This is a genomic window from Streptomyces sp. NPDC048637, assembly GCF_040650675.1.
In the GTDB taxonomy this organism is placed as follows: Bacteria; Actinomycetota; Actinomycetes; order Streptomycetales; family Streptomycetaceae; genus Streptomyces.
The window spans coordinates 65444-84823 of the sequence record NZ_JBEZHQ010000034.1; the positions used below are offsets into that span (position 1 = coordinate 65444).

Sequence of the window (19380 nt, forward strand, 5' to 3'; positions counted from 1 at the left end):
CGTCATGTCAAGAAATCGGCCTGTGAAGGCCATCGTCATCGGCGCCGGGATCGGCGGACTGACCTGCGCCATCGCACTCCGGCGGGTCGGGATCGAGGTGGCGGTGTACGAGCGTGCCACCGAGCTGCGTGCCGCCGGCTCCGGCCTGTCGGTCATGTCCAACGCCGTCAACGCGCTCTCCGCACTGGGCATCGACCCCGGCCTGGACAAGCGCGGTCAGGTCGTGGAGTCCTTCACGGTCATGGACCACCGCGGCCGGGAAATCAGGGACCTGCCGTTCAAGGAGGTCTGCGAGAAGGTCGGCGCGCCCAGCGTCTGCCTGAGCCGCTCGGACCTTCAGGAGGCCTTGCTGGACGCGGCCGCGGACTGCCCCATCCACCTGGATGCCGCCGCGACCGGCTTTGAGACCGACGATACGGGCGTGACCGTCCGATTCGAGGACGGACGTTCGGCGCACGGCGACATCCTCGTCGGCGCCGACGGATTCCACTCGGCCGTACGCGGCCGGCTCGTCGGGCCGGAGACGTCAAAGGACAGCGGCTATGTCTGCTGGCTCGGCATCGTCCCCTTCCACCACCCCCGCGTCGCCCCGGGCAGCGTGCGCCACTACTGGGGCAGCGGACAGCGCTTCGGCCTCATCGACATCGGCCACGGCCGCTCCTACTGGTGGGGCACCAAGAACATGCCCGCCGCCCGCTCGCATGCCTGGGACGGCACCAAGGACGAGATCGCCCAGGCATACGAGGGCTGGGCCGACGAGGTGCGGGCGGTGATCGAAGCCACCCCGCCCGGGGACATCCTCGCCGTGCCCTCCCGCGACCGCCCCTTCCTGGAACGGTGGGGAGACGGCCGCGTCACCCTTCTCGGCGACGCCGCGCACCCCATGCTGACCACCCTCGGCCAGGGTTCGGCCATGGCAATCGAAGACGCCGTGGTCCTGGCCCACACCCTGGCCGAGCCCGGGGCGTGCGACGATCTGCCGCTCGCCCTGCGGACATACGAGGACCGCCGCCGCGACCGCACCCGGGCCATGGTCGCCGCGTCCCGCTCGATGAGCGACCTTGAGCAGGCCGAGACCCCCGAACAGCGGCAGGTCCGGGATGACTTCTTCCGGCTGACGCCCCGGCAGGAGCTCGCCCGCCAGAACGAGGAAGCGCTCACCTTCCCCGGCCTCCCGGACCCGGAACCACGTGTCCGGCGGAGCCTCAGCCCCCTGGAGCGCTGGTACTGGATCGCGGACCGGACCTCACCGCTCAACGGTGTCATCCGGACCCGGCTCCACGGCCCCCTGGAGCTGCCACTGCTGCGCCGCGCCCTGGACGTGCTCCAGTCCCGGCACCCTCTGCTGCGCGTCGCGATCAGCGGCGGCGCGGAGGGTGAAGCCCTCGCGTTCCGTCCGGTGGGCGGGCGGCCGATCCCGCTGCGCCACGTCCAGGTGCCGGCCACCGACCCCGGGGCCGACACGCGGTGGGAACGCGAGGTCGACGAGCATGAGCTCGCCGAGGGCATCGACGGGCGCACCGGGCCGCTGCTGCGGGCCGCCGTGATCACCCGGGAGGGTGCCGAGCGCCGGGAGGACGTCCACGACCTGCTGCTCACCGCAACGCACTGCATAGCCGACGGCAAGACGGGGCTGTCCCTGCTCAGGGAGTGGATCGACATCGCCGCGCAGCTGAGCACCGGCGAGGAGCCGTCGCGTACATCGCGTCGGGCGCTGCCGGCCGCGGAAGACCTGCTTCCGCGCCACCACCGGGGCGAGGCAGGTGCCGCCGGTCTCACGGCTCTGATGGAGCGTGACGCGGAAGAGGTCCGCCGGCTGCAGCCACGGCGGGTCACCCCCAGCCATCCGGTTCCCTTTGCGCGGCGGCGCACCCGGATGGTGCACAGGTCCCTCACCGTCAGCCAACTGGAGCTGCTCGTGGGCGCCTGCAAGCAGCACGAGGCCACGGTGCACGGAGCCCTCGCCGCCGCCATGGTGACCGCCGTCGCCCGGGAGGCGGGGACGCCGGAACCAGCCCACTTCTCGATCGGTTCGCCACTCGACTTCCGCGACGAACTGGACCCCGCCGTTTCCTACGACGAGGCCGGTACCTACGCGGCCACCCTCCCCTCCCGCGTCCGCTACCGTCCCGGCATGCCGCTCTGGCCCATGGCCCGCGCCATAAGCCGGGACCTGGCGGACCGCCGGAGGCGTGCGGAACACCTGTCCCTGGTCAACCTGCTGGACCGGGCGGGGCCCAGGACAGCGGCCGATGGTGAGGCGTTCATGCGCGCCATGGACGAACAGGGGCCGCTCAACCTGTGTCTTTCCAACCTCGGCCGATCCGGCTTCCCGGACCGGGTGGGCCCTTGGCGCGTCTCCGATACCCAGCTCGTCGCGGGCATCTCGGTGGCGGGCGCCATCGTGGCAACCGCCCTCACCAGTCACAGCCAACTCGCCTGGAACTTCAGCTACATCGAGGGCCTCGTTCCGGCACCGCGCGCACACCACATCGCCGACATGTCCGTCCGCACCCTGCTGTCCGCGGTGTCGGCCGGGTCCGGCGGGTCCGGCGGGGCCGACGTCTCCGGCTGAACCGGTCGGCCAGGCCGTATACGCCACCACCGAAATACCCCACCACCGAAGGAGAACGCATTGTTACACCGTCAGCCCAAGCTCCTGCCTCCGGCCGGACGCGCCGTCGTCATCACCGGCGCCTCCTCCGGGCTCGGCAAGGAGTGCGCGCTCCGGCTGGAAGAGCGCGGCTTCCGCGTCTTCGCCGGAGTGCGCACGACGGAGGACGGCGAGAGCCTGCGCGCCCAGGCGTCCTCGGCGCGGCTGCGGCCGGTGCTCATGGACGTGACCGACGAGGAGTCGATTCGGGCGGCTGCGGCGGAGGTTGCCCAGTCCGTGGGCGAGCAGGGCGTGTGGGCGCTGGTGAACAACGCCGGTACGTGCGTCTCGGCACCCCTGGAGTGCGTGCCGCCCGAACGGCTGCGACAGCAGCTGGACACCAACGTCGTCGGTGCGGTCGCCGTCACCCAGGCCTTCCTGCCGCAGCTGCGCCGCAGCCGCGGGCGCATCGTCAATATCTCCTCGGGTCTGGGCAGCATGGCGATTCCCTACCTCGGCGTATATGCGACGGGGCAGTTCGCGAAGGAGGGAATGAGCGATGCACTCCGCCGCGAGCTGCGGCCCTTCGGCGTCTCGGTCTCCGTCGTGCAGCCGGGCGCGATCGCGACCCCGATCTGGGACAAGGTGCGGGAGGCCGGCGAGGAGATCCTGAACAAGGCCCCCGAGGACATCGCCGGCCTCTACCGAGCGTCCTTCGCACAGTTCCTGCGGATGAACGAGCGACGTGCGCAGTCGAGCACCACGCGGCCGGAGGACTTCGCACGCACCGTCTTCCGGGCACTGACCGCCCCCCGGCCCCGGACCCGCTACTGCGTCGGCACCGATGCGTGGGCAGCCGCAGCACTGTCGCGGCTGCTGCCGGACGCCGCCCTGGACCGCGGCCTCAGCCCGGTCACCAAGGACCAATAGGGCCGGTCAGGTTTGCGGCGCGCGATCTCCATGCCGTCGCGGTGGTGGACGGCTGCCCGAGCGCGGTTCCCGCCGCGGGCAGCCGGTGAGGCGTCACACCATTTCCACGATCGCCGTCACCACCAACCCCGACCCGACGAGCCACCGGCCGCTGAATTCTTTGAGTTCCCTGCCGTCGACCACGGGGCCGGGGACGAGCAGCTGGGCGGTGAAGGTGGCGTTGGTCGGGTCGAGAGTGAGGCGGGCCTCCTCGAAGTCGAGCCAGCGGCGGGTGAGCGGGAACCACGCCTTGTAGACGCTCTCCTTCGCGCTGAACACCAGGCGGTCCCAGCAGACTTCGGGCTGCAGGGCGGCCAGCCGGCGGAGCTGGGCGCGTTCCTCGGGGAGGGTGACGAGGTCGACCACCCCGGGGTCGCTCACGGGCAGATTGGGCTCCGCGTCCAGGCCGATCGTCCGTACCTCCGACGAGCGGGCCACCGCCACGGCGCGGTAGCCGGCGCAGTGCGTCATGGCGCCGACGACGCCCGCCGGCCACTGCGGCTCCCGGTTGGGGCCGGGGAGCAGCGGCGCGGGGGCGAAGCCCAGTTCGGCCAGTGCCCGGCGGGCGCAGCCGCGTACGGTGCCGAACTCCCGCTGCCGCTTGGGCACGGCGTTGGCCACCTGGGCCCACTCCTCGGGAAACATCTCGGACAGCGGCGCGTCGTCGAAGGCCTCGGCGGTCCTGACCGGGGCCGGCAGCAGCTTGTCGATCATGCGGGGCTCCCGGTGGTGCCGGAGCCGACCGTGGCCGGCATGGGCAGGATCTGGACCGGGCGGCCCGGCGCGGCGGCCCGGCGCTGCCATTCCCGCGGATAGCCGAGCGATACCTCCTGATGCGGTACGCCGTCCAGCACCATCAGCCGCGGGATGTGGAGGTGGCCGTAGACCACGGTGGCGGCACGGAAGCGGCGCGGCCAGTCGGCGGTCGCCTCCGTACCGCACCACAGCGCGAAATCCGGGTACCACAGGGGCCGGGTGGGCTCGCGCACCACCGGCCAGTGGTTGATGAGCACGGTGGGCAGCTCCTCCGGAACGGCGGCGAGCCGGGCCTCGGTGGCGGCCACCCGCGCCCGGCACCACGCCTCCCGCGTCGGATACGGGTCCGGATGCAGAAAGTGCTCGTCGGTGCACACCACCCCGTTCTTCTCGGCCCGGGCGAGCGCCTCCTTCTTGGACGTCGTCCCCGGCTGCCGGAAGGTGTAGTCGTAGAGGAGGAACAGCGGTGCGATGACGACCGGACCGCCGGCGCCTTCCCAGACCGGATACGGGTCCTCGGGGGTGAGGACGCCCAACTCCCGGCAGATGTCCACCAGATGCTCGTAGCGTGCCACGCCGCGCAGCTGCACCGGATCCTGGGCCGGGGTCCACAGCTCGTGATTGCCGGGCACCCACACCACCTTGGCGAAGCGGCTGCTGAGCAGCGAGAGCGCCCAGCGGATGTCGGAGACGAACTCCCCGACGTCGCCGGCGACCAGCAGCCAGTCGTCGTCGGACTCGGGTCTCAGCCCCTCGACGATGTCGCGGTTCTCCTTGTAGCGGACGTGCAGATCGCTGACGGCCACCAATCTGCCGCGTCCGCTGCCGTGCGAGGAGCCGGCCGCGGCGGCGGGTCCGGCGGCGCCGGGTGTCGGGGTGCGGATCTCGTAGGTCATTATCGAAGTAAAGACGGTGCGGGCGCGAGAGTGAAGCGCGGGCCGGTCGGAGGTGCGGTGCGTCACCGGCCTGGCGGCGGTGCGGGCGGCCGGCCGCCGGCCCCGGTGGCGGAAGCGCCGCCGCGGCGGATGCGGGTGGCCAGCCACAGGTCGAAACGGTCGTCGGGGTCGTCGAGGCGGCGGCCGGTGAGGTCCATGGCCTTGTCGAGGCGGTTGCGCACGGTGTGCCGGTGCACGCCGAGCCGCCGGCTGGTGGCGTCCCAGGCGCCGCCGGTCTCCAGCCAGGCCGCGAGGGTGGCGGTCAACTCCTCGCCGTTGTCCGCGAGATCGAGCGGGCCGAGCACGGTGTCGGCATAGCCGTGCAGCGTACGGGGGTCGCCGAGGTCGAGCAGGAGCCGGCTGGCCTGGCTCTGCCGGGCCTCCGCGGGCTCGCCGCTCGACCGGCTGACGGCGAGCAGGCCCGTCGCCTGGCGCAGGGACACCCGTACCGCTTCGGGGGTGGTGGCCGGACCGATGCCGGCCGGGCAGCGCGGGGCGAAGCGGGCGAGCACATCACGGATGTCCAGGTCCTCGCCCACCACCGCCTCGATGACCGCGCCCGGTGCCCCGTCCACGACCCTGACCAGGCCACCGGGCATCGCCAGCGCCAGATCGGCGGCCATCTCCTGCGCGCCGCCGTCCGCCGCCCCGGCGCCGGTCCCCGCCCCGGCGGAGACCCCCGGCCCGCCGGAGGCCGTACGGCCGCCCGTACCGCCCCCCGCCGCCACCACGACACCCCGCACCCGCTCGGCCGTCAGCCCCACCGAGCGCAGCATGTCCCGGGCCCGCTCGGCGGCCGGATCCTCGTCCGCCAGCAGCTCCGAAAGCAGCGCCGACCTGCGGCGGCGCTCCGGCTCATCGCGGAGGTGACGGCGCTCCAGCTCCAGGGAGAGCAGCGAGACCAGCCCGGGGACGACCGAACGGGCGGCGTCGTCCGGACGGCCGGTCAGCAGCAGCAGACCCCGCAGCCGGCGCGCCCCCAGCGGCTGTACCTCCAGCTGCTGCCCGGCGGCCGTGCTGGACGCGCTGCCGCGCAGTCCCCGCGCGGCGACCCGTTCGATCAGATCCCGGGCCTGTGCCGACGGCGTCCGCGGCGCCCGCTCACCCGCCGCGAGCAGCCGCCCCAGCGGGTCGAACACCGCCGCGCCGACCCCGGTGGCGGCGGTCCACTCCGCCAGCATCGGCCGCAGCCCGTCGCCGGTCGCCGCGGCGGTCAGCCGCCGCTGGGTCGCGAACGCCCGCTGCAGCAGCGCGCGCTGCTCCTCGGCCCGTGCGGCGAAGACCGCCTTGGTGACGGCGATGAACGGCACCTCGTCCGGCACCGTCAGCAGCGGCAGACCGGCCTGCTCGGCCGCGGTCACCAGCGGTTCCGGTGCCTGCTGGTACGGCAGTCCCTGCCCCAGGCCGAGCGCCAGACAGGCCGCCCCGCCCTCGGCCACATCCCGGACGTACGCCCGGCACGCGGCCGGCTCCTTCGGCAGCAGCAGGCCGATGGTCATGAGGAGTTCGCCGCCCTGCAGCCACTTTCCGGGCGCCGGAAGATCCGAGACTGTGGCCGCTTCGATCGTGCGGGCCAGCAGCCGCGGCGGCACGTCGTAGGTGACCGACAGATTGAGATCGGGCCGGGCCAGCAGGTCGGAGATATGCAGGGGCATAGACACAGTGTCCAGCAGATGGGGCTGCGATGGACACCTGGGCGATCGTCCGGTCCTGTCCGGTCAGCCGGTCCGGGCGGCGTGGCGGACGGAGCGGACGGCCGGGCGGCGGCAGCTGCCGGGAGCGCCGCCCGGGGCCGGAGGTGCCCCCGTCCGGCGGATGAGCGCGGGCCCGGTGGCGTTATGGTCGAGAAGTGTGGGAGTGGGGGACCCTCCCCGCTTCTCGACCCGACGAAGGGACGTGAGCTCGGTATGCAGGCGGCTTTTCTGGTGGCTTCCGAGGGCACCGAACAGGTCGAGCTGACCCGGCCGTGGCAGGCGGTGACCGACGCGGGCGGCGGCCCGACGCTGGTCTCCCCCGGTGCGGGCAAGGTGCAGGCGTTCCACCACCTGGACAAGGCGGACACCTTCCCCGTCGATCTGACGGTGGACGAGGCGACCGCGGCGGACTTCGACGGCCTGGTGCTGCCCGGCGGGGTGGCCAACCCGGACGCGCTGCGGCTGGACCGGCGGGCCGTGGCGTTCGTCAAGTCCTTCTTCGACGCCGGAAAGCCGGTGGCCGCGATCTGCCATGCACCGTGGACGCTGATCGAGGCCGATGTGGTGCGGGGCCGCACGCTGACCTCCTGGCCGAGCCTGCGGACCGACATCCGCAACGCGGGCGGCACCTGGGTCGACGAGCAGGTCAAGATCTGCACCGCCGGACCGAACACCCTGATCACCAGCCGGAAGCCGGGCGATCTGGAGGCCTTCTGCGCGGCGTTCGTCTCGGAATTCTCGCACTGAGGGTCCCCAGGGCCGGTCGTCGAAGTCCCGTCGTTCGCCCGTAGGGCGGGCCTCGCAGTGTCTGGCACGCGGGACTTTGAAGACAGGCCCTACGGCCCGAGCACCACCGCCGATTCCGGCGGCAGACGCAGCACACCGTCCGCGCCGGGGAGCCGGGCGCCGGGCCAGCCCGCGAGCGCCTGCAGCCCGGCCCCGCCGTCGTCGTCGCCGAGGGGGAGGGCGGCCGTGGTGTCGCGCGCGAGATTGACCGCCACCCGTAGCGGGCCGCGCCGCAGCAGGATCCAGCGGGCCTCCTCGTCGTAACGGACGGCGGTGTGCCGCGGGTCCGGGTCGGTCAGCGGGGGCAGCTCACGGCGCAGCGCCAGCAGCGTGCGGTACCAGGCCAGCAGCGCGGTGTGCGGCTCCCGGACCGGTTCGGTCCAGTCCAGGACGCAGCGGTCGCGGGTCGCCGGGTCCTGCGGGTCGGGCCAGTCACCGGCGGCACCGGTCCACTCGTGCGCGGCGAACTCGCGCCGCCGCCCTTCCCGTACGGCCTCCGCCAGCTCCGGATCCGTGTGCGCGGTGAAGTACTGCCACGGGGTGGTCGCGCCCCACTCCTCGCCCATGAACAGCATCGGGGTGAACGGCGAACACAGCACCAGCGTGGCGGCGCAGGCGAGCAGGCCGGGGGAGAGCCCGGCGGCGAGCCGGTCGCCGAGCGCACGGTTGCCGACCTGGTCGTGCGTCTGGGCGTAGGCCAGCAGCCGGTACGCGGGGGTCACCCGCAGATCGAGCGGTGCACCGTGCCGCCGGCCACGGAAGGCGGAGTGCGTACCGTCGTGGAAGAAGCCGCCGGTCAGCGTCTTGGCGAGGGCGGCGAGCGGGGCGCGCGCGAAGTCGCCGTAATAGCCCTGGGACTCGCCGGTGAGCGCGGTGTGCAGAGCGTGGTGGAAGTCGTCGTTCCACTGGCCGTGCAGACCGTGTCCGCCGTCCGCCCTGGGCGCGGTGGTGCGCGGATCGTTGAGATCGGACTCGGCGACCAGGAACAGCGGCCGCCGCAGCCGCCCGGCCAGCGCGTCGACGGCGGCGGACAGGTCGGCCAGGAAGTGCGGTGAGCGGTCGTCGTGCAGCGCGTGCACGGCGTCCAGCCGCAGCCCGTCGAGCCGGTAGTCGCGCAGCCAGGAGAGCGCACTGCCGATGAAGTAGCCGCGCACCTCATCGGCACCGGGGGCGTCGAGATTGACCGCCGCGCCCCACGGGGTGTGATGGGTCTCGGTGAAGTACGGCCCGAACGCCGGGAGATGGTTGCCGGACGGGCCGAGGTGGTTGTGCACCACATCGAGCACGACCCCCAGACCGTGCCCGTGCGCCGCGTCCACGAACCGCTTGAGCCCGTCCGGCCCGCCGTACGGTTCGTGCACCGCCCAGGGCGCGACCCCGTCGTACCCCCACCCGTGGGTGCCGGGGAACGGACAGACCGGCATCAGGGAGACATGGGTGATGCCCAGATCGGCGAGGTGGCGCAGCCGCGCGGCGGCGGCGTCGAAGGTGCCCTCGGGGGTGTAGGTGCCGATGTGCAGTTCGTAGAGGACCGCACCGGGAAGCGGGCGGCCGGACCACGGATGCCGCCACCCGAACTGCTCGTGTGCGACGACCGCGCCGGGCCCGCCGGGGCCCTCCGGCAGCCGGGCGGCCCGCGGATCGGGCAGCGGCGGCCCGCCGTCCAGCCGGAAGGCGTACCGGTCCCCGTCGTGGGCCGGTACCTCGGTACGCCACCAGCCCGCGCGGCCGGGGTCGCGCTCCATCGGGACCGCCGGCTCGGCCGCCCGGCCCCCCGCCCACTGGAGAGCGACCTGTCCGGCCTCCGGCGCCCACACCTCGAACAGCACGGCCGTCCTCCTTCGTTCGGTCCCGGTCCCCGACGAAAGCACGCCGCCGCGCGCCCCGACAGCCCGACGTGGCGATACGCAGCGACTTCGCGCCATCCCGCTGGGCCGTTCCGGCGAGTTCGCGCGGCCCGGCCGCACTGTCCCACGCACCCACATCGCCTGGACAGCGGCTCGCGGTGGCCCGAGAATCACGGTATGACTTCGCTCGAGTTCCCTGCGCGCCCGGCGCGCCCGTCGGACGCCGACCGGGAACACGCTCTCGACCTGCTGCGTGACGGCGCGGCGCAGGGACGGCTGTCCCAGGACACCTTCCTGCGGCGCCTGGAACTCGTCCTGACCGCCCAGCAGCAGTCCGAACTCGATCTGGTCACCGCCGACTTGGCGAGCCGCGGCAAGGTCCAGGGGGTGCTGCTGCGGGCGGTGGGCCGGGTGTCGGCCTTCCACCTCCGGGTGCGCCGCGCCTGGCGTACGGAGCGACTGCCGAAGCTTCTGCTGCCCGAGCCGGGCCCGCTCCCGCTGCTCATCGGACGGGCCCCCGGAGTCGGCCTGCGCCTCAACCACGAGACGGTCTCCCGCGCCCACGCCGAACTCCGCCGCACCGGCAAGGGCTGGCTGCTGCGCGACCTCGGCTCCACCAACGGCACCTGCGTCAACGGCCGTCGGGTGGTGGGCGAAGTGCCGGTCGGCCCCGGCGACCACATCAGGTTCGGGCAGGTGGATTACGTCCTGACGGAGCGGTGAGCGGGGCGGCGCGCGCTGGACGGGCCGGCCCGGAGCGGTGTGGCCGGCGACCGCGGACCACTGCCGCCCGACGGCACGGCATCCGCCGCCTCATCCGGCCGCACCCTGCCGCGGCGGACCGGGTGAGCACCGCTCGGCAGTCCGCCACCGCCAGACCGCGTCCCCGCCCCGCTCAGTGCTGATGCAGCCCCCGCCCCGCCAGGGTCAGAAACGTCTCGCCGACCGCCTCCGACAGCGTCGGGTGGGCGTGGATGTGCTGGGCGACATCGGCCGGTTCGGCGTCCCAGCCGACGATCAGCTGGCTTTCCGCGATCATCTCCGAGACATGCGGCCCGACGAGATGGACCCCGAGCACCGCGCCGGTGTTCCCCAAGCTCTCCGCTTCTTCCCCACTCTCCACTTCGTTCGAGCGGGGGGACTCCCATGCGCCGGGGAGACCCCGATCGCCGCCCGCCCCGTCCGCCGCCGCGATCACCTTCACCATGCCGCCCTGACCGTGCACCATGCCCTTGGCGGTGGCGGCCAGCGGCAGGGTGTTCACCTTGATGTCCAGGCCGCGGGCGCGCGCCTCGGCCTCGGTCAGGCCGACCGACGCGGTCTGCGGCGAGGAGTACGTCACCCGGGGCACCGTCGCGTAGTCCACCGGCCGTGACGGCAGGCCCGCCAGTGTCTCGGCCACCAACAGGCCCTCCGCGAACGAGGCATGGGCCAGCCCCGGGGACGGCGGCGGCAGCAGATCCCCGACCACGTGGATGCCCGGTACGGCGGTCTCCAGCCGTGACCAGTCCGCCGGTGCGACGAACCCCCGCGCGTCCGCCGCCGCCCCGGCCGCCGCCAGGTCCAGCCCGTCTGTCACCGGGGTCCGCCCCACCGCGACCAGCAGCCGCTCGGCCTCGATCACCAGCTCCTCGCCCTTCGGGGTGCGCACGGTGGCCCGCACTCCGTCCGGCAGCAGCTCGGTGCCGGTCAGTGTCGAGCCCGTACGGACCGCGATACCGCGCTTCTTCAGCCCGCGCGCCAGATGGCGGCCGACGTCCTCGTCCTCCAGTGGAAGCAGCCGCCCGGCCGCCTCGACGAGGGTGACCTCGGCCCCCATGGAGCGGTGGAAGGACGCGTACTCGACGCCGATCGCCCCGCCGCCCAGGACCAGGACGGACGCCGGAAGTCCGGCCGCGAACAGCGCGTCGTCGCTGGTCACCACCCGCCGGCCGTCCGGGGCCAGGCCCGGCAGCAGCCGCGGCCGGGAGCCGGTGGCCAGCACGATGCCGCGCCGTGCGGTGAACTCCCCGGCGCCCTCGACATGGACCGTACGGGGGCCGGTCAGCCGCGCCGTGCCCTTGACGACCCGCACCCCCGCCGTCCGCAAGTGCCCGGCGACGCCCTGGTGGTTGCGCTCGACGATGGTGTCGCGGGTCGCCACCAGGGCCGGCCAGTCCAGGGAGTCGACGGTGGCCTTCACGCCCCACCGCTCGCGGGCCTCCGCGATGCCGTCCACCAGCTCGGCCGCGTGCAGCATGGCCTTGCTGGGGATACAGCCGCGGTGCAGACAGGTGCCGCCGATCAGATCACGTTCGGCCAGCATCACCCGCAGCCCCAGGGCCGCGGCGCGCAGCGCGGTGCTGTAGCCGCCGGTGCCGCCGCCGATGACGAGGACGTCCATGGTGTTCGCGTCTGTCTCACTCATCTGCTCAGACTCCGCCCACCTGCGGTGATGAGTCCAAGGCAATGTTTCCATGGAGGTGATGAAGAACCTTCATATGCCGGTGCTGCCTGTGGTGGCGCGTCATGAGGGGCCGAGTACACCGGGAGGGCGGGCATGAGTCTGCGGCAGATGGAGTACCTCGTCGCGGTCGTCGAGCAGGAGTCCTTCACCCGCGCCGCCGAGGCACTGCACGTCACCCAGTCCGCGCTCTCGCACCAGATCAAAGCGCTGGAGCGGACGGTCGGCGGCCCGCTGCTGGAGCGGATGACCCGGGGCGTGCGGCTGACCGTGATGGGCCGGGCCTACTTCCCGCACGCCCAACTCGCCGTCCGCAGCGCCCGGCAGGCCCGCCGTGCTGCGCTCGCGGCGGGCGGCTCGGAGAGCGGCGAACTGCATATCGCGACGGTGCACGCCCAGGCGGTCGGGGTGCTCCCGGAGGTCTGCGCACGCTGGGCCCGCGCCCGTCCGGGCATCCGTCTGGTGCTCCATGAGTACGCCACCACCGAGGAGTTGGACGAGCAGATGGCCCGCGGTGTCGCCGATCTGGCGCTCGGGCCGCGCCCCAAGGACTGGCCGGGGCCGGTCACCGTCGTGGGACAGGAGCGGATGGTGCTGGTCGTCCCGCACGGCGACCCGCTCGCCACCCGGGAATCGGTCCGCCTCGCGGAGCTGGCGGACCGCCCGTGGGTGCGCTGCAGCCTGGAGCCGGTGGTTGGCTCTGCATCCGACGGAGAAGAACAGGGCAGAGGCGGAGCGCAGCGGGGCGGCCGGCGCTGGCTGGACCGGGAGTGCGAGCGGGCCGGCTTCACCCCGCGTACCGCCGTCCGCACCCAGCACAGCTCCACCGCCGTCCGGATGGCCTCGGCGGGCGTCGGCGTGCTGCTGACCGCGGCCCATGAACTCCGCGGCCTCGACTGTGCGGCCGTGCCCACCGACCCGCCCTGGCACCGCGAGATCACCGTCTTCTCCCGTGTCGCACTGACCGGCGCGGCCGCGGAGTTCACGGAGCTGCTGCGCACGGTGGGGAGCGTGGAGTCGAGCCGGGACGCCGGGACCTGATGCGGTGTCAGTCGCGGACGAGCAGTGCCACCGGCGACTCCGTCAGTCGCGGACGAACAGCGCCACCGGTGACTCCGTCAGTCGCGGACGAGCAGCGCCACCGGCGACTCCGCCAGCAGCTCGCTCAGCCCCACCACCGCGCCGCCCGGCAGCTCGCGCCCGGAAAGCCGCTCGCACCAGGGGCCGTCCGGCGGCAGCCGCAGCAGGGTGTCCCACCAGCCGCCGGTCTCCACCAGCCGCAGCGACAGCCGGGTCACCACCGTCAGCACCCGCCCGCTGCGGCAGAACGCCACACAGTGCTCGGCCGCCGGGCCCTCCCCGTACACCGGCTCGTACGACGCCGCGGCGCCGAACCACTGCGGATGGTCGCGCCGCAGCCGCAGGGCCGCGGCGGTCAGCCGGAGTTTCTCGCCGGACAGATCGCGCGGCGCGCCCCCGCCGTCCAGCGCGGTGAGCAGCTCGGGGCGGAAGCGGGCCGGCCGCCGGTTGTCCGGGTCGACCAGCGCGGCATAGCCGAGTTCGGTGCCCTGATAGAGGTCGGGGACGCCCGGCATGGTGAGCTGCAGCAGTGCCGCGCCGAGCACATTGGCGCGGATGAACGGGGCGAGCTCCCCGTCCAGCGCGGCGAGCGGGGCGGCCGTGGGACCACAGGGCCCGTTGCGGACGAACTCCTCGACCGCCTCCTCGTAGCCCGCGTTCCGCTCCGTCCACGAGGTGCGCAGCCCGGCCTCCCGCGCGGCCTTGAGGACCGCGGGCACCACCCGCTCCGCCGGGTCCCCGTCGCCGGCCGCACCCAGACCGAACGCGGTCTGCCAGGCCAGCCACGACACCATCGGGTCCGCCGGGCCGAGGCCGTCCACCCCGCTCGCCGTGCGGCCGCACACCGCCTCGCCGGCCATCGCGCCGAGCACATCCCGCCACCGGTCCGGGCACTCCGACAGCACCGCGATCCGCGCCCGTACATCGGCGCTGCGTTTGGTGTCGTGGGTGGTCAGCACCGTGCCGGCCACCGGACGGTCCCGCTGCAGCCGGGCGCAGTACGCATGGAACACCTCCGGGGCGACCGCCGGCTCCCCCGGATCGCCGCCGACCTCACAGGCCGACAGCAGCACCGGATAGCGGTAGAAGGCGGTGTCCTCCACGGATTTGGCGTGCAGGGCGGACGCGGTCTGGGCGAACCGCGCGGTGAAGTCGGCGCAGTCCGTGCTGCCGTGGTCCGGGGCGTCGGTCAGCCGGCCGAGCGCCAGATCGCGGACCAGATCCACCGCCCGCGCCTCCTCGGGCACCCGGAAGGCGGTACGCGCCTGCGCCGCCGCCGCGTCCAGCAGTGCCGCGTCCCGCCCGGCCCGCGTCGGATCCGCGGCATAGGGACGGTAGACCGGCAGCCGCACCAGCAGCTCACGGAGCGCGTGGCGCAGCGCCCAGGTCGCATGGTCACCCGTCTCGGGGGCGCGTGCGCTGATCCGCGCCGCGGTCCGCACCAGCCGCTCGATCTCCGCGGCCAGCTCATGCGTGACGACCTCGTACGCGGCCCGGCGTACCGTCTCCTCCCAGTCGCCGCCCTCGTCGGCCAGCGGGGTGGCGAAGTCCCGGTAGTGGGAGAACAGCCGGCCGGCGCCCTGCGGGCAGACGAACAGTCCGTCGATGTGCCGCAGGGCGTCGTAGCCGGTCGTGCCCGCACAGGCCCAGCTGTCCGGGAGCTGCTCCGCACCGGTGAGGATCTTCTCCACCACCGTCCAGCGGCCGCCGGTCCGCTCGTGCAGCCGGGCCAGATAGCCGCCGGGGTCCACCAGACCGTCCGGATGGTCGATGCGCAGCCCGTCGATGACACCCTCACGGATCAGCCGCAGCACCGTGCCATGGGTCGCCTCGAACACCTCGGGGTCCTCGACGCGCACCCCGATCAGCTCCGAAATGGTGAAGAAGCGGCGGTAGTTCAGCTCGCTGCGGGCCAGCCGCCACCAGGCGAGGCGGTACCACTGGGCGTCCAGGAGGCGGGCCGGCGGCAGCCCCGCCGTCCCGGGGCGCAGCGGGAACGCGTGCCCGTGATAGCGCAGCACCTCGCCCTCGATGCGGAAGTGCCGCATCTCCTGACCGATCCGGCCGCCGAGCACCGGCAGCAGCAGCCGTCCGCCGTGCCCGGCGTCCCAGTCGATGTCGAACCACCGCGCGTACGGGGACGCCGGGCCGTCGCGCAGCACCTGCCACAGCGGCCCGTTCAGCGACATCGGCTCCGGCACCGCCATGTGGTTCGGCACCAGGTCGACGATCAGCCCGAGGCCGTGCGAGCGGGCCGTCGCCGCCAGTGCCCGCAGCCCCGTCTCACCGCCCAGCTCGGCCCGTACCGCCGTGTGGTCGACGACGTCGTAGCCGTGTGTGGAGCCCGGCACCGCCTCCAGCACCGGCGAGAGGTGCAGATGGGAGATGCCGAGCGCGGCCAGATGCGGGACGGCCCGCTCGGCGGCGGCGAACGGGAAGTCCGGCTGGAGCTGCAGCCGGTAGGTGGCGGTCGGCGACGGACTTCGAGGGGGCTGCGTCATGGGAACACCCGTACCCCGCTGGCGGCCCGTTGTGTCATCCCCCTGCTGCACGGGTGTCGTTGTTTCCTCCGACGGAGTGGGCTCCGGGGGCGGGGACCTTCGTATGTCCGGTGCGTGGGGTGCGCGGCAGCCCGCCGGATAGCGTCTGGCGATGACCGCTGCCACCGCCGCTTTTCGCCGGGTGCTCGCGCTGGGCGGGCCGATGCTGCCCGTCGTGTCCTTCCTCGGCAGGCTCCCCACCGCCATGTGCCAGTTCGGCAGTCTGCTGCTGGTGGCGGAGACGAGCGGCTCGCCGGCCACCGCGGGTCTGGTGGGCGGTGCGCTGGCGGCGGGCCAGACGGTGGGCGGCCCGCTGCTCGGCCGGCTCGCCGACCGGCACGGGCAGCGGCCGGTGGTGCTGGCCGCCTGCTGGTTCGACGCCCTCGCCGTGACCGCGCTGGTGAGCGCCGCCCTCGCCCGGACCGGGGCGCTGCCGCTCGCCCTGATCGCGCTGCTCGCCGGGGCCGGGGTGCCACAGATCGGGCCGCTGGCCCGCACCCGGCTCGTCGCGCTCGCCCGTCGCGCCCGGGCCGACGACCGCCTGGTCCATACCGCGCTGTCCTTCGAAGGCACCCTGGACGAGGTGTCGTTCGTGCTCGGTCCGGCGCTGGTGGGGCTGTCCGCCACGGTCGCCCACCCGGCCGCGGCGCTCGCCCTGGCCGCGCTGCTGCTCGTGGTCTGCGGCTCGGCCTTCGCGCTGCATCCCACGGCCGCGGCGCTGCGGCCCACGGGCGCCCCGTCCTGGCCGGCCCGCACCCCGGACGGCCGCCGCGGCCGGCGACCCGCCGCCCGGCCCGCCCGCGCCCGGATGCCCCGCGCCGTGCACACCATGCGCGCCTCGATGGCGCTGCAGGGTGCCCTCTTCGGTGCCTGCCAGTCCGGGATCACCGCGCTCACCGCAGACCTCCACCAGCCCGCCCAGGCCGGGCTGGTCTATGCCGCGATGGGGGTGATGAGCGCGGTCGCCGGGCTCGCGCTGGCGCTGGTGCCCGCCCGGATCGGGCTGCCGGCACGGTGGCGGGCGGCCGCCGTGGCGCTGATCGTGCTGTCCGTGCCGCTGCTGTTCGTACGGTCCCTGGGCGCGCTCTACCTGGCCGTCGTGGTCCTCGGTGCGGCCTTCGCCCCGCATCTGATCACGCTCTTCGGCCTCACCGAACGGCTGGTGCCCGCCGGCCGGCTGGCCGCATCGATGGCCTTCCTGACCAGCGCGATCGTGGGCGGCCAGGCGCTGTCCCTGGCCGCCTCCGGCCGGCTCGCCGAGGCCCATGGCCCGTCCGCCGCCTTCGCGGTGGCGGTCGGCGCCGCCGTCCTGATCCTCGTCCTCGCCCTGACCACCCGGGGCACGGACCGGCCGTCCGCCGCGCTCACGCCGGCCGCTGCAGCACCAGCAGGCTCCGCCCGATGAGCGTCAGCCGGTCCCCGGCCTTGACCTTGGCCCCGCCGCCGTCCGCCACCGTCCGCGGCCGGTCGGTGTCCACCACGACCTGCCACTGCCGGCCCAGGTGCTCCGGAACCATGAACTCCTTCTCCTGGTCGTGGGCGTTGAACATCAGCAGGAACGAGTCGTCGGTGACCGGCTCGCCCCGGGGGCCCGGCTCGGAGATCGAGCTGCCGTTGAGGAACACCGTCAGCGCCTTGGCATGGACCGACTGCCAGTCGCGCGGTCCCATCTCCTCGCCGCCCGCCGTGAACCAGGCGATGTCGGACAGCTCGTCATGGGTGCCCTCCATCGGGTGGCCCTGGAAGAACCGCCGGCGCCGGAACACCGGATGATCGCGCCGCAGCCACACCATCTGCCGGACGAACGCGAGCAGCGCCAGATCCTCGTCCCCGTCCGCCGCCTCGTCCGGCCCGTCCGCGCCGGTGTCGTCGGGCTCCTCGGCGCCCCCGCCCCGTCCCCGCTCCGGCCAGCGCACCCATGACACCTCGTTGTCCTGGCAGTACGCGTTGTTGTTGCCGCCCTGGCTGCGCCCGAACTCGTCCCCGTGGCTGAGCATCGGCACGCCCTGCGACAGCATCAGCGTGGCCAGGAAGTTGCGCATCTGGCGCGCCCGCAGCCGCCGCACCCCGGGATCGTCGGTCGGCCCCTCGGCACCGCAGTTCCAGGACCGGTTGAAGCGCTCACCGTCCCGGTCGTCCTCGCCGTTGTCCTCGTTGTGCTTCTCGTTGTACGCGACCAGATCGTGCAGCGTGAAGCCGTCATGGCAGGTCACGAAGTTCACCGAGGCCAGCGGCCGCCGGCCGTCCTCCTGGTAGAGGTCCGACGAACCCGTCAGCCGGGACCCGAACTCCGCCAGAGTGCGCGGTTCGCCCCGCCACAGATCCCGCACGGTGTCCCGGTACTTCCCGTTCCACTCGGTCCACAGCGGCGGGAAGTTCCCCACCTGATAGCCGCCCTCACCGACGTCCCACGGCTCGGCGATCAGCTTCACCTGGCTGACGACCGGGTCCTGGTGGACCAGGTCGAAGAACGATGACAGCCGGTCCACCTCGTGGAACTGCCGGGCCAGCGTCGCCGCCAGATCGAAGCGGAAACCGTCCACCCGCATCTCCTGCACCCAGTAGCGCAGCGAGTCCATCACCAGCTGGAGCACATGCGGGCTGCGCATCAGCAGTGAATTCCCGGTGCCCGTGGTGTCCATGTAGTACTGCTTGTCGTCCGACAGCCGGTAGTAGGAGGCGTTGTCCAGCCCCCGGAAGGACAGCGTCGGGCCCAGATGGCTGCCCTCGGCGGTGTGGTTGTAGACCACATCGAGGATCACTTCGATACCGGCCTGGTGCAGCGCCCGCACCGCCGTCTTGAACTCCAGCACCTGCTGCCCGCGGTCACCCCAGGACGCATAGGCGTTGTGCGGGGCGAAGAACCCGATGGTGTTGTAGCCCCAGTAGTTCGTCAGGCCTGCGTCCACCAGCCGGTGGTCCTGGACGAACTGGTGCACCGGCATCAGCTCCAGCGCGGTCACCCCGAGCTTCGTCAGATGGTCGATGATCGCCGGATGCGCCAGCGCGGCATAGGTGCCGCGCAGCTCCTCGGGAAGCTCCGGATGGCGCATCGTCAGGCCCTTCACATGGGCCTCGTAGAGCACCGTCTCGTGATATGCGGTGCGCGGCGGGCGGTCGTCGCCCCAGTCGAAGTACGGATTGACCACCACCGATGCCATGGTGTGCGGCGCCGAGTCCAGGTCGTTGCGCACCTCGGGGCGCCCGAAGTGGTAGCCGTAGACGGCCTCGTCCCAGTCGATCCGGCCGCTCATGGCACGGGCGTACGGGTCGAGCAGCAGCTTCGCCGAGTTGCAGCGCTGCCCCCGCTCCGGCTCGTACGGACCGTGCACCCGGAAGCCGTAACGCTGCCCCGGCATCACCCCCGGAAGAAACGCGTGCCGCACAAAGGCGTCGCTCTCCCGCAGCTCGACGGCGGTCTCCGAACCGTCGTCGTGCAGCAGACACAGTTCGATGCGCTTCGCGGCTTCGGAGAACACCGCGAAGTTGGTGCCCGCCCCGTCATAGGTGGCACCCAGCGGATACATCTGTCCCGGCCAGACCTGCATGGGTAGACTCTTCCACTTTCTCGTCGGGCGCTGCGGCGACTCCACGACACACGTCCGCGGAACGGTTCGAAATCCTTCCCTCCCCTCTGTCGCAACTTGTCGCACACAAAGGGTTTTTCGCGAGATCTCCGCTGAATGGTGGCAACCTGTCGCGATGTCGGATCGTCCTACTGGTCGTCCTACTGGTCG

Annotated in this window: 13 protein-coding genes; 6 read left to right on the forward strand and 7 right to left on the reverse strand. The window is 73.2% G+C overall.

Going from position 1 to position 19380, the window contains the following annotated elements; all coding sequences use genetic code 11:
• Positions 1-4 precede the first annotated feature (4 nt).
• A complete protein-coding gene (locus AB0C46_RS31365) occupies positions 5-2575 on the forward strand; it encodes an FAD-dependent monooxygenase (RefSeq protein WP_362831975.1) in 2571 nt (856 codons plus the stop codon).
• A 60-nt stretch (positions 2576-2635) separates the two neighbouring features.
• Positions 2636-3523 (forward strand): SDR family oxidoreductase, encoded by an 888-nt coding sequence (locus AB0C46_RS31370; protein WP_362831977.1) that lies wholly within the window; start codon positions 2636-2638, stop codon positions 3521-3523.
• Positions 3524-3616: 93 nt separating this feature from the next.
• Here AB0C46_RS31370 and AB0C46_RS31375 read toward each other — a convergent pair whose 3' ends face one another.
• From AB0C46_RS31375 to AB0C46_RS31385, 3 genes are all read right to left on the reverse strand, one after another.
• Positions 3617-4276, reverse strand: a complete 660-nt coding sequence (locus AB0C46_RS31375) for a 4'-phosphopantetheinyl transferase superfamily protein (protein ID WP_362831978.1) — start codon at positions 4274-4276, stop codon at positions 3617-3619.
• Complete coding sequence (locus tag AB0C46_RS31380; protein WP_362831979.1) at positions 4273-5214, reverse strand: metallophosphoesterase; 942 nt, start codon at positions 5212-5214, stop codon at positions 4273-4275. Before AB0C46_RS31380 ends, AB0C46_RS31375 begins: the two co-directional genes overlap by 4 nt.
• A gap of 62 nt (positions 5215-5276) precedes the next feature.
• Positions 5277-6908 carry a PucR family transcriptional regulator gene (locus tag AB0C46_RS31385; RefSeq protein WP_362831980.1) on the reverse strand — a complete coding sequence of 544 codons (1632 nt, stop codon included), beginning with the start codon at positions 6906-6908 and terminating at the stop codon, positions 5277-5279.
• 252 nt (positions 6909-7160) lie between these two features.
• Here AB0C46_RS31385 and AB0C46_RS31390 point away from each other — a divergent pair, with 252 nt between their 5' ends.
• On the forward strand, positions 7161-7694 hold the full coding sequence (locus AB0C46_RS31390) for a type 1 glutamine amidotransferase domain-containing protein (RefSeq protein WP_362831981.1): 534 nt from the start codon (positions 7161-7163) through the stop codon (positions 7692-7694).
• Between the two features lie 89 nt (positions 7695-7783).
• Here AB0C46_RS31390 and treZ read toward each other — a convergent pair whose 3' ends face one another.
• Positions 7784-9562 carry a malto-oligosyltrehalose trehalohydrolase gene (treZ, locus tag AB0C46_RS31395; protein WP_362831982.1) on the reverse strand — a complete coding sequence of 593 codons (1779 nt, stop codon included), beginning with the start codon at positions 9560-9562 and terminating at the stop codon, positions 7784-7786.
• 195 nt (positions 9563-9757) lie between these two features.
• Between treZ and AB0C46_RS31400 the strand changes: the two genes are divergently transcribed.
• Positions 9758-10303 (forward strand): DUF1707 and FHA domain-containing protein, encoded by a 546-nt coding sequence (locus tag AB0C46_RS31400; protein ID WP_362831983.1) that lies wholly within the window; start codon positions 9758-9760, stop codon positions 10301-10303.
• Positions 10304-10475: 172 nt separating this feature from the next.
• On the opposite strand, the gene AB0C46_RS31405 is transcribed toward AB0C46_RS31400, so the two are convergent.
• Positions 10476-11987 carry an FAD-dependent oxidoreductase gene (locus tag AB0C46_RS31405; RefSeq protein ID WP_362831984.1) on the reverse strand — a complete coding sequence of 504 codons (1512 nt, stop codon included), beginning with the start codon at positions 11985-11987 and terminating at the stop codon, positions 10476-10478.
• 132 nt (positions 11988-12119) lie between these two features.
• Here AB0C46_RS31405 and AB0C46_RS31410 point away from each other — a divergent pair, with 132 nt between their 5' ends.
• The gene (locus AB0C46_RS31410) at positions 12120-13064 is read left to right on the forward strand and encodes a LysR family transcriptional regulator (RefSeq protein WP_362831985.1); all 945 of its coding nucleotides are present in this window, start codon (positions 12120-12122) and stop codon (positions 13062-13064) included.
• Positions 13065-13141: 77 nt separating this feature from the next.
• On the opposite strand, the gene treY is transcribed toward AB0C46_RS31410, so the two are convergent.
• Entirely contained in the window at positions 13142-15604 is a 2463-nt protein-coding gene (treY, locus tag AB0C46_RS31415) for a malto-oligosyltrehalose synthase (RefSeq protein WP_362831986.1), read from the reverse strand.
• Between the two features lie 151 nt (positions 15605-15755).
• Here treY and AB0C46_RS31420 point away from each other — a divergent pair, with 151 nt between their 5' ends.
• Positions 15756-17048 carry an MFS transporter gene (locus AB0C46_RS31420; protein ID WP_362831987.1) on the forward strand — a complete coding sequence of 431 codons (1293 nt, stop codon included), beginning with the start codon at positions 15756-15758 and terminating at the stop codon, positions 17046-17048.
• On the opposite strand, the gene glgX is transcribed toward AB0C46_RS31420, so the two are convergent.
• Entirely contained in the window at positions 17008-19191 is a 2184-nt protein-coding gene (glgX, locus tag AB0C46_RS31425) for a glycogen debranching protein GlgX (protein WP_362831989.1), read from the reverse strand. The two genes, AB0C46_RS31420 and glgX, sit on opposite strands and share 41 nt — an antisense overlap.
• Positions 19192-19380 lie beyond the last annotated feature (189 nt).

Coding starts and splice junctions, on each gene's coding strand:
- AB0C46_RS31365 (WP_362831975.1), top strand. CDS start 5: ATGTCAAGAAATCGGCCTGTGAAGGCCATCGTCATCGGCGCCGGGATC.
- AB0C46_RS31375 (WP_362831978.1), bottom strand. CDS start 4,276: ATGATCGACAAGCTGCTGCCGGCCCCGGTCAGGACCGCCGAGGCCTTC.
- AB0C46_RS31380 (WP_362831979.1), bottom strand. CDS start 5,214: ATGACCTACGAGATCCGCACCCCGACACCCGGCGCCGCCGGACCCGCC.
- AB0C46_RS31385 (WP_362831980.1), bottom strand. CDS start 6,908: ATGCCCCTGCATATCTCCGACCTGCTGGCCCGGCCCGATCTCAATCTG.
- AB0C46_RS31390 (WP_362831981.1), top strand. CDS start 7,161: ATGCAGGCGGCTTTTCTGGTGGCTTCCGAGGGCACCGAACAGGTCGAG.
- AB0C46_RS31400 (WP_362831983.1), top strand. CDS start 9,758: ATGACTTCGCTCGAGTTCCCTGCGCGCCCGGCGCGCCCGTCGGACGCC.
- AB0C46_RS31405 (WP_362831984.1), bottom strand. CDS start 11,987: ATGAGTGAGACAGACGCGAACACCATGGACGTCCTCGTCATCGGCGGC.
- AB0C46_RS31410 (WP_362831985.1), top strand. CDS start 12,120: ATGAGTCTGCGGCAGATGGAGTACCTCGTCGCGGTCGTCGAGCAGGAG.
- treY (WP_362831986.1), bottom strand. CDS start 15,604: ATGACGCAGCCCCCTCGAAGTCCGTCGCCGACCGCCACCTACCGGCTG.
- AB0C46_RS31420 (WP_362831987.1), top strand. CDS start 15,756: ATGACCGCTGCCACCGCCGCTTTTCGCCGGGTGCTCGCGCTGGGCGGG.
- glgX (WP_362831989.1), bottom strand. CDS start 19,191: ATGCAGGTCTGGCCGGGACAGATGTATCCGCTGGGTGCCACCTATGAC.